The sequence below is a fragment of the Pseudomonas sp. lyk4-R2A-8 genome (genome assembly GCF_030209095.1).
GTDB lineage: Bacteria > Pseudomonadota > Gammaproteobacteria > Pseudomonadales > Pseudomonadaceae > Aquipseudomonas > Aquipseudomonas quebecensis.
This window is the reverse complement of the sequence record NZ_JARVSS010000011.1, coordinates 231,475-247,637: the sequence shown is the minus strand read 5'-3', so window position 1 is coordinate 247,637 and position 16,163 is coordinate 231,475. Positions and strand designations below refer to the sequence as shown.

Here is a 16,163-nt window from a genome sequence, read left to right as displayed (position 1 = left end):
TCCCACATTTGGACTGGGTTCCTTCAGTTATTAGGGTACTTCGATGCTATTCAACCAAGCCTCACGCCTGGCCAAGATCACCAGCCCTCTCGGGCCGGATGTGCTGCTGCTCAATGAAATGGGCGGCGGTGAAGAGCTTGGCCGCCTGTTCAATTACGAGCTGCAGCTGACGTCCCTGGACGCCAACATCGACCTCAACCAGTTGCTCGGCAAACCCATGAGCGTCGGCCTGCAATTGGCGGACGGCGGCGAGCGGCACTTCCACGGTATCGTCGCGCGCTGCAGCCAGAACATCGACCAAGGCCAGTTCGCCAGTTACCAGGTGACGCTGCGCCCGTGGCTGTGGCTGCTGACCCGCACCTCGGATTGCCGGATTTTCCAGAACCTGAGCATCCCGCAGATCATCAAGCAGGTGTTCCGCGACCTGGGCTTTTCCGACTTCGAAGACGCCCTGAGCCGGCCGTACCGCGAGTGGGAATACTGCGTGCAGTACCGCGAGACCAGCTTCGATTTCGTCAGCCGCCTGATGGAACAGGAAGGCATCTACTACTTCTTCCGCCATGAACAGGACCGCCATGTGCTGGTGCTGGCCGACGCCTACGGCGCCCACACCACGGTGCCGGGCTACGCGTCGGTGCCGTATTACCCCAAGGACGAGCAACAGCGCGAACGCGACCACATGCATAACTGGCACCTGGCGCAGGAGGTGCAGCCGGGCTCGCTGGAGCTCAACGACTATGACTTCCAGCGCCCCAGCGCCAGCATCGACGTGCGCTCGGCCATGCCGCGCCCGCACACTGCCGGCGACTATCCGCTGTACGACTACCCCGGCACCTACGTGCAAAGCGAAGACGGCGAACACTACGCGCGCACCCGCATCGAAGCGCTGCAAACCCTGCACGAACAAATCGAGTTTGCCGGTAATGCGCGCGGCCTGGGTTCGGGCCACCTGTTCAGCCTCACCGGCTTCAGCCGCCAGGACCAGAATCGCGAATACCTGATCGTTGGCATCCGCTACTACATCGTCCAGGAAAACCTCGAAAGCGGCGGCGGCTCGGCCTCGGCGCAGTTCGAAAGCAGCCTGACCTGCATCGACGCCCAGCAAAGCTTCCGCCCGTTGGCCACCACTCACCGGCCCATCGTCAAAGGCCCGCAGACCGCGCTGGTGGTCGGCCCCAAAGGCGAGGAGATCTGGACCGACCAGTACGGCCGCGTGAAAGTGCATTTCTATTGGGACCGTCACGACCAATCCAACGAAAACAGCTCGTGCTGGATTCGTGTGTCGCAATCCTGGGCCGGCAAGAACTGGGGCTCGATGCAGATTCCACGGATTGGCCAGGAAGTGATTGTGAGCTTTCTGGAAGGCGACCCGGACCGGCCGATCATCACCGGCCGCGTGTACAACGCCGAGCAGACCGTGCCCTATGACTTGCCCGAGAACGCGACCCAGAGCGGCATGAAAAGTCGTTCGAGCAAGGGCGGCACGCCAGCCAACTTCAATGAAATCCGTATGGAGGACAAGAAGGGGTTGGAGCAGTTGTATATCCATGCCGAGCGTAACCAGGACATTGTGGTGGAGGTGGATGAGAGCCACTCCGTCGGGCATGACCGCAACAAAAGCATCGGCCATAACGAGACGGTGACCATCGGCAACAACCGCCTGCGCATCGTCAAGCAGGAAGACATCCTCTCGGTGGGCCAGCGCAAGACCGACAGCATCAGCCAGAGCTATGTGATCGAGGTGGGCGAAAACCTGCGCCTGGTCTGCGGCGAAAGCATCCTGGAGTTGAATGCCAGCGGGCAGATCAACCTCACCGGCGTGAACATCAGCTTCTATGCCAGCGGCGACGCCGAGTTCAATACCAAGGGCGTGCTGCACCTCAATAACGGCGGCGGCCCTGGCGCCACGCCCGATGGACAGGGCCAGAAAGCCAGCATCGACGCCAATATCAAAGCCGCGTTCCCCGCGCCGAAAAGCTCCTGACGAGACCCGTTTGCCATGACGTACCGAATCAACGAATTCCAGTTCCAACTGCCGGCGAGCGAGCTGCAGGACGCGACGATCAATATCCTCAAATTCCCTGAGCTGGGCACATCCCTGATCGTCAGCCGCAGCCTGCTGGCCGACGGCGAAACCCTGCACAGCAACTTCAACGACCAACTCCAGCGCCTGGAAAAACAAGTGCAGGAGCTGCGCTATCAACCGGGCGTGGACGTGCGCTTGGGCGCCGCGCAGGAAGTGGAAGGCATCGAGCTGCGCAGCCAGTTCAACAAGGGCAACGACAAGGTGTTCCAGTATCAGCTGGCGCTGGTGATACCGGGCACGCGCAAGATGCTCGCCTTGAGTTATGTGAAGGCGGACAAGCTTGGGGATGCCGAGGCGGCGCATTGGGCGCTGATTAAAAATTCGCTGTCGTTCGACGCTATTTCCTGATGAGTTGCCTGCATGTCTGACGCACTCTGGGCCGCCCGCATGGGCGATGCGCTCTCCCACACCTCGATGATGGCCGACATCCTCGGCGGTGTGCTGGAAGTGGCGGCTAACATCGCGATCACGGCGGTGGCGACCGCGGCGGTGGTTGCCGCCACCGGGATTACCGTGGCCACCGGCGGGCTCGGTTGTTTCCTGTTGGGCGCCGTGGTGGGCACGGTTGTCGGCCTGGCCATGAGCAAGACCGGCGCGGACAAAGGCTTATCGAATTTATGCGAGAGCTTCAGCAACGCCCTGTTTCCGCCCACGGTGCAGGCGAACATCCTCACCGGTTCCACCAACACCCTGACCAATAATATTCCGGCCGCGCGCGCCGCCGGGGCGATCACCTCTCACGTCGCACCCGCCGGCACTGAGCTGGAAGAGCCCGCGCCCGAGCCGGAAGCCAGCTTCCTGGACATGGCCGAGAGTTTCTTCTCGCAGATGTGGCGCCCCACGGTGGCCACGCCCGCCCCCGGCGCCGAACCCAAGCCGCTGGATCAGGTGACGTGCACAAAGCATCCGCCGATGCCGCCGCAGTTTCTGGCCGAGGGTTCGGAAAAAGTCACCATCAATGGCCAGCCGGCGGTGCGCAGCGGTGACCGCAGTACGTGCGACGCGACGGTGGTGTCGTCGGGGCTGATCTCCTCCAACGTGACGATTGGCGGCGGCTCGGTGGTGGTGCGTGAGATCCGCAGCGGCAAGACACCGGGCGTCGGGCTGGCGGTGACGGCGTTGCTGATGCTCAAGGGCGGCAAGGGCAAGTTCTTCAGCAAGTTGCCCTGTATGTTGATCGGCGGCGCGGCTTCGATGGCCGTCAGCAGTGCGATGGGGGCGATGGCCAACGCGGCGATGGGCTCGTCGAACCCGGTGCATGCGGCCACCGGCGCCAAGGTGTTGGGCGGCGATGATGAGCTGGACTTCGTCCTGCCCGGCATCCTGCCGATTGATTGGCAGCGGTTCTACAACAGCCGTGACGAACGCACGGGCAGCCTGTTCGGCCCAGGCTGGAGCGTGCCGTATGAAGTGTGCGTCGCCATCCAGCCTCACCCCGACGGCGGTGAAACACTGATCTACACCGATGAACAGGGCCGGCCTATCGACATGGGCAGCATCCCCCTGGGCGGCGCGGTGTTCAGCGCCGGTGAGGGGCTGGCCGTGCGCCGACATCTCAACGGGCAGTTGCTGATCGAGAGCGATGACGGGCTGTATCGCTTGTTTGAACCCTCTGCCAACCCGGCGTTGCTGCGCCTCAGCCAACTCGGCGACCGTAACGAAAACCGCATTCACGTCGATTATGACGACGCCGGGCGGCTGATCCGGCTGCGCGATACGTTCGATCTGGTGCAAGTGGAGTTGATCCGCGATCAAGGCCACGTGGTGCGGCTCGAACGGCTGTACCCCGACCAGCGCCGCGAAGTGCTGGTCAGCTACGGCTACGACGCTATCGGCAACCTGGCTGAGGTCCGCGATGCCACTGGCCAGGTGCAGCGGCGCTTCAGCTACGATGCTGGCCGGCGCATGGTGGAACACCAGTTACCGACCGGGTTGCGCTGCTTTTACGAGTGGGCCTTGGTTGAAAACGCGGAATGGCGCGTGGTCCGGCACTGGACCGATGAAGGCGACACCTACCAGTTCGACTATGACTTGCAGGCCGGTATCACGCGGATTACCGACGGCTTGCAACGCGTCAGTACCCGCCACTGGAACACCCAGCACCAGATCGTTCGGTACAGCGACAACCTCGGGCAAACCTGGCTGTTCGAGTGGAACGACGAGCGCCAATTGCTCAGTGCCACCGATCCGCTGGGCGGGCGCTATACGTATAGCTACGACGACGCCGGCAACCTGATCGGCGAGACTGACCCGCTGGGCCGCAGCGACTCGACCTTGTGGCTTGAGCATTGGGCACTGCCACTGGTGGAGACCGACGCCACCGACAATAGCTGGGCGTATCGCTACGATCAGCGCGGCAACTGCATCGCCGAAACCGACCCGCTGGGCTATGTCACCCGCTATCGCTATGACGATCACGGCCAGCCCGTAGAAATCATCGACGCCACCGGCAAAAGCAAGACGCTGCGCTGGAACCCGTTCGGGCAGTTGGTCGAGCACGTGGATTGCTCCGGCTATCCAACGCGCTTCAGCTACGACGAGCGCGGCAACTTGCAGATCATCACCGACGCCCTCGGCGAGCGCACCCTGTTCAGCTATGACGCCCAGGGGCGCCTGCTCAGCAGCCAATTGCCGGACGGGCGCACCGAGCAGTACCAGCGCAACGCCAGCGGCCAACTGGTGGGTTACACCGATCCGGCCGGGCATACCACCCTGTACCAGCACAACCGTCGCGGCCAGGTGCGCCAGCGCATCGACGCCCATGGTCGGCAGGTGCAGTTCGGCTATGACAGCTATGGGCGCCTGCAAGCGCTGATCAACGAAAACGGCGAGCGTTATCGGTTTGCCTGGGACGCCGGGGACCGACTGACCGAGCAGCAGGACCTGGATGGCAGCGCCAAGTGCTACCACTACGATCCGCTGGACAATGTGATTGCGGTGACCGCTGTTCCGGCCCCGTATGGCAGCGGCTTGGCCGTCGTCCCCGAGACACCGCCCGCGCCCATCGTGCATCGATTGGAGCGCGACGCGGTTGGCCGCCTGATCGCCAAGACCACCGACGATGGCCGCACCGATTACAGCTACGACGCCGTGGACCAGCTGACCGCGGTGACGTTCACCGACCTGCAAGGCAATACCCAGGCCCTAAGTTTCGCCTATGACGCCCTTGGCCAGTTACTCGCCGAACAGAGCTCGGCGGGCAGCCTGCACCACCACTACGACGAACTCGGCAACCTGATCCAGACCCAACTGCCCGACGCCCGCTGGCTCAACCGCCTGTACTACGGCAGCGGCCACCTGCATCAGATCAACCTCGACGGTCAGGTGATCAGCGACTTCGAACGCGACCGCCTGCACCGCGAAGTGCTGCGCACCCAAGGCCAGCTCAGCACCCGCAGCGAATACGACCGCAGCGGCCGTCTGCGCGCACGTCAACGTCGTCTGGCGGGCCAACCGTCGCTGCTACCGGCAGCCGCACAGAAACAATTCGAATACGACCCCGCCGACAACCTGATCGGCAAACTCGACCAGCAGCCCGCCACACAACACCGCCAACTGCTGCACTACGACGCCACCGGCCGCATCATCGCCAGCCAGGACAGCCTGCACGGCCAACGCGAAACCTTCGCCTACGACGCCGCCGCCAACCTGCTGGACGGCCCGCAGGCGGGTGCCGGGCTGGTGGTGCACAACAAGCTGCTGACCTACCAAGACAAGCGTTATCGCTATGACGCCTTTGGCCGCACAATCGAAAAACGCAGCACCGCGCGCGGCCTGCAACGCTTTGCCTACGACGCCGAAAGCCGTCTGATCGAAGTACGCAATGAAAACGGCAGCGTGGTCAGAATGACCTACGACCCGCTGGGCCGACGCATCGCGAAAACCGAGCACGGCGGTGACGGGTATCCGCTGGGGGAAACGCGTTTTGTGTGGGATGGCCTGCGGTTGTTGCAGGAGCATAGACACAGTCAGACCAGTCTTTACATTTACCAAGACGAAGGCTACGAGCCTATTGCCCGTGTTGACGGCACCGGGCCTCTGCAAAAAATCCGCTATTACCACAACGACCTGAACGGCTTGCCGGAACAACTCACCGAAGCGGATGGACACACGGTTTGGCAGGCGACATATCGGGTGTGGGGCAACACGCTGGAAGAGGTGCGCGAGCCTTATTACATTGAAGAGCAGAACCTGAGGTTTCAGGGGCAGTACCTGGATCGGGAGACGGGGCTGCACTACAACACGTTCAGGTTTTATGATCCGGATGTGGGGCGGTTTACTACGCCGGATCCGATTGGGTTGGAGGGGGGCATCAATCTTTATTTGTATGCCGCCAATCCATATGGATGGGTTGACCCACTGGGCTGGAGCTGTACCTCATCCATAAACCGACGCATTGGACGCCTGAAAAAACAGGGATACCAAGACCACCACATACTGAGCGACAAGCATGCCAGTACTAAAAATCACCCTCTGCTTAAATTGGCAGGATTCGATTTGCAAAGTCGGCAAAATAAAATATTCCTGCCCAACAAGACTCGGGCGATGACTGACGGACGTCGGTCTATTCACCAAGGACGCCATGCAGCCAGGGTCAATCAAAACCTTGGAAGCAAAATGGATCGAGTACAAAAGGTTGGCAAACGTGAAAACTGGGATCAGGCCCAATACCGCAAAGCCCTAGATAAAATCGTGTCCGATGAGCGAAGATTACTCCGCTCTGGCGAGAGACAATTGAATAAAAATGCGCGCCCAGGCGCACATTATAATTAGGATATCTAGAAATGATCTTAAGCTGGAAAGCGCCTATCTATCACAGCGAAAAACTGCTGGGCTCATACGATGCCGAGATCGGCTCGTATGAGACTGCGGGATCGAACTTTGATTATTTATCGCTACTGTCAGGCGAGCCTTATCCCGCCGACATGGATAGACCAAAAATATTTTTCCCATGCCAAAAGAAAAAGCTATTGGCGTATGACTGCTTATGGTTGCTGGGTGACATACCGTTGGTGAGCCAGAGGTTGGCAGATTTTCTCATGCAGAAAGCTAACCATCATATTCAGCTCTTGAAACCCGCTAGTATTACTGCAAACGGAGAGGCCGTGGATGACGGCTATTACATCGTCAATGCTGCCCAAGCGATTAGCGCTGTTGATCACAGCAAGTCGGTACCGGAGCTCTCTGACAGTGGCTCAATACTGTACTTCAATGAAATTTGGCTTCGTGATACCGCCGCAGGAATGGATGGGATTGCCCGTGAGCGTGATTCTGGCGACCTTTTGATTTCCCAAGATTTGGCTGATGCCATGATAGAAAACCGGTTCAAAGGTGACAAAGGGCTAGGCTTCTACATCGCCAATCAATCATTTACTCCCTATAAAAACCAGGCATAAAGTTAACAATAAAGGGGACGAATCTATTTAATCCGGATAGGGACTTTAAATAAATCTTACCCCTTAGGTTCTTGCGGGAAATAATATGCACTTATTAGAAATCAGTGAACAATACTCGGAAAGTTACTGGTTCAAATACGACCAGAAAGCTTCTCCCGACCATCTATTTTTCATCAGCGGGGAACAACAATTATCAATCACTAAAACTCCAACCTTTAGAAATAAAAAAAAGGTCAGCACGTCTCGCCTGCTGTCTTTCGATCTTCTTCAAAGTGACACGATCGAATTTGTAAGTGAGGCACTGGCTAACGTGCTACGTGACTTTCCTGAAGACGTCCAGCTTTTTCCTGCTGACGTTTACCTAAAAGAAGAGAAGCTGGACGGCTACTATGTATTCAACGTGGTCCAGACATTACCTTGTATTGATTTGAATAACTCTCAGCATGGTCCCATTTTCAGCTTTATGCCTGACGGTCCGCTGGCCTTCACGACCCTTCAAAGCTTGCCGTCTGCGACTTTAGGCAGTCACCATATCGTAAGGGCGAAGGAAAGTTCACAACGCATCTTTGTTTCCCAACAGTTCAAGCAGCAGTGCGAAGCATCCCAGCTAAAGGGTCTTCGATTTATAGACTGCTCCAAGGGTATTCAAGTCTGAGTGCGTCCCAACGGGAAGGATCTATTTGATCAATAAAATAATTCGCCCCTTTATCTCCAGATCAAAAGCCCAACGCCGTACAGCACCCCACAAAAAATGGGCACCCAACCCAGTCGGCGTGCCCATTTTTCCCTACCACCCCGCCCCCTTCGAGACGGTAACGCCCTTACGCGTTAACAGTGTCTTTAAGCGACTTACCCGGCTTGAACGCAACGGTGTTGCTCGCCTTGATCTTCACAGGCTCGCCGGTTTGCGGGTTTTTGCCGGTGCGGGCGCCGCGGTGGCGTTGCAGGAAGGTGCCGAAGCCCACCAGGGTGACGCTGTCCTTGCGGTGCAGGGCGCCGGTGATTTCTTCGAGAACGGCGTTAAGGACGCGGTTGGCCTGTTCCTTGGTGAGATCGGCTTTTTCAGCGATGGCGGCTGCGAGTTCTGGTTTACGCATAAGTGAAGCCTCTTTGACGGTTTTTTGTTGTTATGTCCGTGCCGCTCTCTGACGGAGCGGCGCCCAAAGCGCCGCAGGCTCTACTCTGCGGCAGACGGAAGTGAGGATGGCATGCCCTCGAACGCCGCGCCAGTCTGGCGGCGACCTTTCTAAGTGGAAAAATGTGCTGAATCCGACAGAACGACCGGTATTTATGCCAGCAACGGCGGAAGTTCTTTGTTGAGCGCGAGTTTTTCCATCACGGCGGTGCCCGTCAGCGCGTAGCCCAGCAGCCGGCCGCTGGCGTCGCGGCACAGCGCCTTGATATCAGCGCCCTGCCCTTCGACGCTCCACACGCCCTCGGCGCCGCGTGGCGGAGGGGAGACCACCAGCGGGCAGACCGGCGTTTTAACGGTGACGGGCATCGGCCCGTAGCTGACGGCCGTGGCGTTGCCGGCCAGCGTCTGGGCCAGGGCGCGGGCGCAAGTCATCAGGGGCATGACGTACAGCAGGTTAAGACCGTCGACCTCGGCGCAGTCGCCCAGGGCGTAGATGTTGGCGTGGGACGTTTTGAGGTGGCGATCAACCATGATGCCGCGGTTGATCTGCAGGCCAGCGGCGGCGGCCAGGTCGATGCGTGGGCGCAGGCCGATGGCCGAGACCACCAGGTCGCAGTGGATCACTTCGCCGTCAGACAGGTGCGCTTCCAGGCCGTCAGCCGTGCGTTGCAGGCGGTTGAGCACCGGGCCCAGGTGGAAACGCGCGCCAAGGCTTTCCAGGCCGGCTTGCACCGCCGCCGCCGCTGACGGGTGCAGCAAGGTCGGCATGACTTGCTCGCACGGCGCGACCAGGTCGATTTCATAGCCGCCCAGGATCAGGTCATTGGCGAATTCGCAGCCGATCAGGCCGGCGCCAAGTACCAGCACGCGGCGCTTGCCGGCGGCAGCGGCGCGAAAGCGCGCGTAGTCTTCAAGGTCGTTGATCGGGAAAATCAGCTCGGCGGCGTCGCCCTCGACCGGTACGCGCACGGTTTCGGCGCCCCAGGCCAGGATCAGGTCACGGTAGGCTACCGCTTCCTCGCCGATCCACAGGCGCTTGTGGCCAGGGTCGATGCCGCTGACGCGGGTGTGGGTACGCACTTCGGCCTTAAGTTGCTCGGCCATGGCGCCAGGTTCAGCCATGCTCAGGCCATCGGCTTCCTTATTCTTGCCAAAACCGGTGGAGAGCATGGGCTTGGAGTAGGAGCGCCCGTCATCCGCGGTGATCAGCAGCAATGGGGTCTCGCTGTCGAGCTTGCGAAACTCTCGGGCCACGTTGTAACCGGCCAACCCTGTGCCGATGATCACGACAGGTGCGTTCATTCCTTTCTCCTTGTAGTACGTTTCTTAATTTTCAGATCAGCCGATTTCGATCATTTCGAAATCCATTTTGCCCACGCCGCAATCCGGGCACAGCCAGTCTTCCGGGACGTCCTGCCAAGCAGTGCCCGGCGCGATGCCGTCATCAGGCCAGCCGTCCGCTTCGTTGTAGATAAGGCCACAGACGATACATTGCCACTTCTTCATTACTCGCTTCCTCAGGGTCCAGGCATATTGGCCGGCGGTCGATGGATCCAGCGTTGCCACGCGGCTCAGGGCGTTTTGTACTGATCGGGGCCTGCAGATGCAAGCGCGATCGACTCAACGGGACGGTTGAGCCCGGCAAAAGACCGGGACGCCATGGTAAGCTCGCCGCCTCTTTTGCTGCCAATACTGACTCGCCGTGCCGCACTCACTCACCCGCCCCGCTGTCTGCCGATGGCTGCCCCAGAGCCTTCTGAACCCTGCGCCCGCGCCGTCGACCCTCGACTGGTTGTTCGACGAAGGCTCACTGACGCGGCGGTTGACCGGGTTGTCCAACGGTGGCTTCAGCGTGACGCCGCTGTTGGAGGGCTGGCAGCCGCTGCGCGAGGACGAGTGCGCCGCGCTGGAGCTGCCCCCGGCCAGTATCGGTTGGGTACGCGAGGTGTATCTGCGCGGGCATGGCCAGCCCTGGGTATTTGCCCGCAGCGTGGCGGCGCGCAGTGCCTTGCAGGGCGACGGGCTGCAGATGGACGAATTGGGCAGCCGTTCGCTGGGTGAATTGCTGTTCTGCGACCGCGCGTTCACCCGCCAGGCCATTGAAGTGTGCCACTACCCCCGGCACTGGCTGCCTACGGTGGATCAGGTCGATGGGTTATGGGCCCGCCGCTCACGTTTCGACCGGGGCGCACTGAGCGTGCTGGTGGCGGAAGTCTTCCTGCCGAGCTTCTGGGATGCACTGCACGCCCCTTCGGAGAACCGCTGATGTACCAACGCCTCCTCCAATCCCTGAACCGCCTGAATCCCAGGGCCTGGGACTTCGTTCAGTTGACCCGCATGGACAAGCCCATCGGTATCTACCTGTTGATGTGGCCGACACTGTGGGCATTGTGGATTGCCGGCAAGGGCTCGCCCTCGCTGATCAATATCGTGATTTTCGTGCTGGGCGTTACGCTGACGCGCGCTGCCGGTTGCGTGATCAACGACTGGGCTGATCGCAAGGTCGACGGCCATGTGAAGCGCACCGCGCAGCGCCCGTTGGCCAGCGGCAAAATCAGTTCCAAAGAGGCGCTGGTGTTCTTTGCGGTACTGATGCTGATCAGTTTCCTGCTGGTATTGCTGACCAACGCCACCACCATCTGGCTGTCGCTGGGCGGCCTGGCGCTGGCGGTCAGCTACCCGTTCATGAAGCGCTACACCTATTACCCGCAGGTGGTGCTGGGGGCGGCGTTTTCCTGGGGCATGCCCATGGCATTCACTGCCGAGACCGGTCATCTGCCCGCCACGGCCTGGCTGCTGTATATCGCCAACCTGCTGTGGACGGTGGCCTACGATACCTACTACGCCATGACTGACCGCGATGACGATTTGAAGATCGGCGTGAAATCCACCGCCATTCTGTTTGGCGATGCTGACCGCGTGATCATCCTGACGCTGCAAGGCCTTTCACTGGCGTGCCTGTTGCTGGCCGGCGCACGGTTTGACCTGGGGGGCTGGTTCCACCTGGGCTTATTGGCGGCGGCTGGGTGTTTTGCCTGGGAGTCCTGGTACACCCGCGATCGCGATCGCATGAAGTGCTTCAAGGCGTTCTTGCACAACCATTGGGCCGGGCTGGCGATTTTTCTCGGGATTGTGGCGGATTACGCGTTTCGCTGAGGTTTTTGCGCTGTCTGATCGGGCCTCATCGGGGGCAAGCCCCCTCCCACCTTTTGATGTGTGAAGACATTCAAATGTGGCAGGGAGCTTGCCCCCGATGGTTTGAGCAGCGCCCAGAAATCAGGGCTTGATTACATGCCACACGCCACCCTTGCCATCGCCGGACTTGTCACCGGCCTTTTTGTCATCCTTGTAGGTGTACACCGGCTTGCCTTTGTAGGCCCACTGGCTGGTCTGGTCGTCGCGGGTGATGACCGTCCAATCGCCTGTCGACTTGTCAGTGGACTCTGCCTTCAGCGGCGGCCAGTTGGTCGCGCACTGGTCCTTGCACACGGACTTGCCATCGGCGTCCTTGTCGAAGGTGTAAAGGGTCAACCCCTTGTGATCCACCAACAACCCACCTTGGGTCATCGCCGGCTCCGCCGCGAACGCCAGGCCTGGCAGGGTCAACGCTGCCGTTACCATCAGGGCTTTCCAGGAAACAGTGCTGTAAGTCATCGGAACCTTCCTTTTGTGGTTGTCAGGATTCGGACCCAAAGGGTAGTCCAGAGTGCCGCTAATTGCCCAGGCGACTAAATTACTGTCACACGACTGCAATAATTCCGTTATCTAATGCGGCGCAAGACAGTTAAATGACAAGAGGATTTTGAGCATGGTTGGCAGGAGCATTCTGATTGTTGACGACGAAGCGCCCATCCGCGAGATGATCGCCGTTGCGTTGGAAATGGCCGGCTATGACTGCCTGGAGGCAGAGAACTCTCAGCAGGCCCATGCCATTATCGTCGACCGCAAGCCGGACCTGATCCTGTTGGACTGGATGCTGCCCGGCACGTCCGGCATTGAGTTGGCCCGACGCCTCAAGCGTGACGAACTGACCGGGGATATCCCGATCATCATGCTTACCGCCAAGGGCGAAGAAGACAACAAAATCCAGGGCCTGGAAGTCGGTGCCGATGACTACATCACCAAACCCTTTTCCCCACGGGAACTGGTCGCACGGCTCAAGGCTGTGTTGCGCCGTGCCGGCCCTACCGACGGCGAAGCGCCGATTGAAGTCGGCGGCCTGCTGCTGGACCCGATCAGCCACCGCGTGACCATCGACGGCAAACCGGCCGAGATGGGCCCCACCGAATACCGCCTGCTGCAATTTTTCATGACCCACCAGGAACGCGCCTACACCCGCGGTCAACTGCTGGACCAGGTGTGGGGCGGCAACGTGTATGTGGAAGAACGCACCGTGGACGTCCATATTCGCCGCCTGCGCAAAGCCTTGGGTGATGCCTACGAGAATCTGGTACAAACCGTGCGCGGTACCGGCTATCGGTTTTCGACCAAAAGTTGAGCAGCAAGCAGTCAGCTACAAGCGGCAAGAGAACGCCGCATCGCTCTAACTTGAAGCTTGCAGCTTGCACCTTGAAGCTGCCCCAAGGACGTATTTTCAAGTGAATTCGAATTGGCATGGCACCTTGATCCGCCACATGCTCCTGTTGGTCACCGGTTGCCTGTTGGTGGGCCTGATCAGTGGTTATTACGGCTGGAGCCTGGCGATCGGCATCGGCCTGTACCTGGCCTGGACCCTCAAGCAACTGCTACGCCTGCATGAATGGCTGCGCCAGCACAAACCCGACGAAGCACCACCCGACGGCTACGGCCTGTGGGGCGAAGTGTTCGACAGCATCTACCACCTGCAACGTCGCGACCAGCGGGTACGCGGGCGCCTGCAGGCGGTGATCGACCGCGTGCAGGAATCCACCGCGGCCCTCAAAGACGCTGTGATCATGCTCGACAGCGACGGCAACCTGGAATGGTGGAACCGCGCCGCCGAAACCCTGCTGGGCCTCAAGACGCCCCAGGACAGCGGCCAACCGGTGACCAACCTGGTACGCCACCCACGTTTCAAGGAATATTTCGAGCAGGACAATTACGACGAAGCGCTGGAAATCCCCTCACCCACCAACGACCGTGTGCGTATCCAGCTGTACCTGACGCGTTACGGCAACAACGAGCACCTGATGCTGGTGCGTGACGTCACGCGTATCCACCAGTTGGAACAGATGCGCAAGGACTTCGTCGCCAACGTGTCCCACGAGCTGCGCACCCCTTTGACGGTGATCTGCGGTTACCTGGAGACGCTGCTGGATAACGTCGATGAGATCAACCCACGCTGGAGCCGCGCGCTGCAGCAGATGCAGCAGCAGGGCTCGCGGATGCAGACCCTGCTCAACGACCTGTTGCTGCTGGCCAAGCTGGAGGCCACCGACTACCCCTCCGACAACCATCCGGTGGCGGTGCAAAGCCTGCTGCAGACCATCAAGAATGACGCCAAGGCCCTCTCGGGCGAGCGCGGGCAGCAGATCAGTCTGGAAGCCGACCCGGCGGTGCTGCTCAAGGGCAGCGAAGGCGAGTTGCGCAGCGCGTTCTCCAACCTGGTGTTCAACGCGGTGAAATACACCCAGGATCAGGGCACCATTCGCATCCGCTGGTGGGCCGACGAGCAAGGCGCGCACCTGAGCGTGCAGGACTCCGGCATCGGCATCGATGCCAAGCACCTGCCGCGTCTGACCGAGCGTTTCTACCGCGTCGACTCCAGCCGCAACTCCAACACCGGCGGCACCGGGCTGGGCCTCGCCATCGTCAAGCACGTGCTGCTGCGCCATCGCGCGCGCCTGGAGATCAGCAGCGTGCTGGGGCATGGCAGTACGTTCACCTGCCACTTTCCGCCCGCTCAGATGACCCGCTCGCGGGCGATCGGCCTAGATGAATAACCCAAAAACACCATAAGACTAATGTGGGAGGGGGCTTGCCCCCGATGACGGGAGTGAAGTCAACTTATCCATAACTGATCCACCGCCATCGTGGGCAAGCCCCCTTCCACGGTGGATCTTCAGCGTCTCGGGAAATACATTCCATGTCCCACCCGGCGGCGGGCACTAGGCAAGCGCCCCGTCAGCCGCTACATTGGCCGACTTGCGCCTGCCTTTCAGGCGTGCATGTCACCCCTTATTGAACACATGGAACCTGCAAAACCCCATCATGGACCCTTCCCCTGGTATCACCTTCGCCACACTCTTCGCCGACTTCGGCATGATTCTTTTTGCTCTGATCCTGGTACTGCTCAACGGTTTTTTCGTTGCGGCGGAATTCGCCATGGTCAAACTGCGCTCGACCCGCGTTGAAGCCATCGCCCACACCAACGGTTGGCGCGGGCAGATCCTGCGCACCGTACACAGCCAGCTCGACGCTTATCTGTCGGCGTGCCAGCTGGGTATCACCCTCGCCTCCCTGGGGCTGGGCTGGGTCGGTGAGCCTGCGTTTGCGCACATCCTCGAGCCGCTGTTGGGCGCGGTGGGCGTAGAGTCGCCGGAAGTGATCAAGGGTGTGTCGTTCTTTGCGGCGTTCTTCGTGATTTCCTACCTGCACATCGTGGTCGGCGAGCTGGCGCCCAAGTCCTGGGCGATCCGCAAGCCCGAGTTGCTGTCGCTGTGGACGGCCGTGCCGCTGTACTTGTTCTACTGGGCCATGTACCCGGCGATCTACCTGCTCAACGCCAGCGCCAACGCGATCCTGCGTATCGCCGGCCAAGGCGAGCCAGGCCCGCACCACGAGCATCATTACAGCCGCGAAGAACTCAAGCTGATCCTGCACTCCAGCCGTGGCCAGGACCCGAGCGACCAAGGCATGCGGGTACTGGCATCGGCCGTTGAAATGGGCGAGCTGGAAGTGGTGGACTGGGCCAATTCCCGTGAAGACCTGGTGACACTGGACTTCAACGCTCCGCTCAAGGAAATTCTCGCGCTGTTCCGCCGCCACAAGTTCAGTCGCTACCCGGTATACGACGCGGTGCGCAATGAGTTCGTGGGCCTGTTGCACATCAAGGACCTGCTGCTGGAACTGGCGGCACTGGACCACATCCCCGAATCCTTCAACCTGGCCGAGCTGACCCGTCCGCTGGAACGCGTGTCTCGGCATATGCCGTTGTCGCAGTTGCTGGAGCAGTTTCGCAAGGGCGGTGCTCACTTCGCTCTGGTGGAAGAAGCTGATGGCAAGATCATCGGCTACCTGACCATGGAAGACGTGCTGGAAGTGCTGGTCGGCGATATCCAGGACGAACACCGCAAGGCCGAGCGCGGCATTCTTGCGTACCAGCCGGGCAAGCTGCTGGTGCGCGGCGACACCCCGCTGTTCAAGGTAGAACGCCTACTGGGCGTGGACCTGGACCACATCGAAGCCGAGACCCTGGCCGGGCTGATCTACGACACGCTCAAGCGCGTGCCGGAGGAAGAAGAGGTGCTGGAGGTTGAGGGCCTGCGGATCATCATCAAGAAGATGAAAGGGCCGAAGATCGTACTGGCCAAGGTGCTGCTGCTGGATTGACCGTCAGTTGCCCGAC

General features: G+C 60.3%; 14 protein-coding genes. 10 read left to right on the top strand and 4 right to left on the bottom strand.

The features are described from left to right. The first annotated feature begins 43 nt into the window (after positions 1 to 43). The 5 genes from QRN10_RS12050 to QRN10_RS12030 all read left to right on the top strand — a co-directional run bounded on the left by QRN10_RS12050 (position 44) and on the right by QRN10_RS12030 (position 8,137). Complete coding sequence (locus tag QRN10_RS12050; protein ID WP_181076225.1) at positions 44 to 1,984, top strand: type VI secretion system Vgr family protein; 1,941 nt, start codon at positions 44 to 46, stop codon at positions 1,982 to 1,984. Positions 1,985 to 1,999: 15 nt separating this feature from the next. Then, positions 2,000 to 2,434, top strand: coding sequence for a DcrB-related protein (locus QRN10_RS12045; protein WP_065879244.1), 435 nt, complete (start codon positions 2,000 to 2,002; stop codon positions 2,432 to 2,434). Positions 2,435 to 2,446: 12 nt separating this feature from the next. Further along, positions 2,447 to 6,859, top strand: a complete 4,413-nt coding sequence (locus QRN10_RS12040) for an RHS repeat-associated core domain-containing protein (protein WP_285428456.1) — start codon at positions 2,447 to 2,449, stop codon at positions 6,857 to 6,859. Between the two features lie 11 nt (positions 6,860 to 6,870). Continuing rightward, complete coding sequence (locus tag QRN10_RS12035; protein WP_094064410.1) at positions 6,871 to 7,482, top strand: hypothetical protein; 612 nt, start codon at positions 6,871 to 6,873, stop codon at positions 7,480 to 7,482. Positions 7,483 to 7,567: 85 nt separating this feature from the next. Further along, positions 7,568 to 8,137 carry an imm11 family protein gene (locus QRN10_RS12030; protein ID WP_123479192.1) on the top strand — a complete coding sequence of 190 codons (570 nt, stop codon included), beginning with the start codon at positions 7,568 to 7,570 and terminating at the stop codon, positions 8,135 to 8,137. Between the two features lie 166 nt (positions 8,138 to 8,303). On the opposite strand, the gene QRN10_RS12025 is transcribed toward QRN10_RS12030, so the two are convergent. The 3 genes from QRN10_RS12025 to QRN10_RS12015 all read right to left on the bottom strand — a co-directional run bounded on the left by QRN10_RS12025 (position 8,304) and on the right by QRN10_RS12015 (position 10,123). Next, on the bottom strand, positions 8,304 to 8,579 hold the full coding sequence (locus QRN10_RS12025) for an HU family DNA-binding protein (protein ID WP_003176958.1): 276 nt from the start codon (positions 8,577 to 8,579) through the stop codon (positions 8,304 to 8,306). Positions 8,580 to 8,770: 191 nt separating this feature from the next. Further along, positions 8,771 to 9,919, bottom strand: a complete 1,149-nt coding sequence (locus QRN10_RS12020; protein ID WP_181076222.1) for an NAD(P)/FAD-dependent oxidoreductase — start codon at positions 9,917 to 9,919, stop codon at positions 8,771 to 8,773. 36 nt (positions 9,920 to 9,955) lie between these two features. After that, positions 9,956 to 10,123, bottom strand: coding sequence for a rubredoxin (locus tag QRN10_RS12015; protein ID WP_122849948.1), 168 nt, complete (start codon positions 10,121 to 10,123; stop codon positions 9,956 to 9,958). Positions 10,124 to 10,319: 196 nt separating this feature from the next. On the opposite strand from QRN10_RS12015, the gene QRN10_RS12010 reads away from it, so the two are divergent. Together QRN10_RS12010 and ubiA are read left to right on the top strand one after the other, a co-directional pair. After that, positions 10,320 to 10,883, top strand: coding sequence for a chorismate--pyruvate lyase family protein (locus QRN10_RS12010; RefSeq protein WP_285428455.1), 564 nt, complete (start codon positions 10,320 to 10,322; stop codon positions 10,881 to 10,883). Beyond that, positions 10,883 to 11,773 (top strand): 4-hydroxybenzoate octaprenyltransferase, encoded by an 891-nt coding sequence (gene ubiA, locus QRN10_RS12005; RefSeq protein ID WP_266245116.1) that lies wholly within the window; start codon positions 10,883 to 10,885, stop codon positions 11,771 to 11,773. Before QRN10_RS12010 ends, ubiA begins: the two co-directional genes overlap by 1 nt. 120 nt (positions 11,774 to 11,893) lie before the next feature. Here the strand turns inward: ubiA and QRN10_RS12000 are convergent, their stop codons facing one another. Beyond that, complete coding sequence (locus QRN10_RS12000) at positions 11,894 to 12,271, bottom strand: COG4315 family predicted lipoprotein (RefSeq protein WP_181076217.1); 378 nt, start codon at positions 12,269 to 12,271, stop codon at positions 11,894 to 11,896. A gap of 154 nt (positions 12,272 to 12,425) precedes the next feature. Here QRN10_RS12000 and phoB point away from each other — a divergent pair, with 154 nt between their 5' ends. The 3 genes from phoB (at position 12,426) to QRN10_RS11985 (ending at position 16,147) form a co-directional block, all read left to right on the top strand. Beyond that, positions 12,426 to 13,115: a phosphate regulon transcriptional regulator PhoB gene (gene phoB / locus QRN10_RS11995; protein ID WP_016703132.1), complete on the top strand. Its 690-nt coding sequence runs from the start codon at positions 12,426 to 12,428 to the stop codon at positions 13,113 to 13,115. 136 nt (positions 13,116 to 13,251) lie between these two features. Next, positions 13,252 to 14,538, top strand: coding sequence for a phosphate regulon sensor histidine kinase PhoR (gene phoR / locus QRN10_RS11990; RefSeq protein WP_219855147.1), 1,287 nt, complete (start codon positions 13,252 to 13,254; stop codon positions 14,536 to 14,538). Between the two features lie 268 nt (positions 14,539 to 14,806). Next, positions 14,807 to 16,147 (top strand): hemolysin family protein, encoded by a 1,341-nt coding sequence (locus tag QRN10_RS11985; protein ID WP_053127585.1) that lies wholly within the window; start codon positions 14,807 to 14,809, stop codon positions 16,145 to 16,147. Positions 16,148 to 16,163 lie beyond the last annotated feature (16 nt).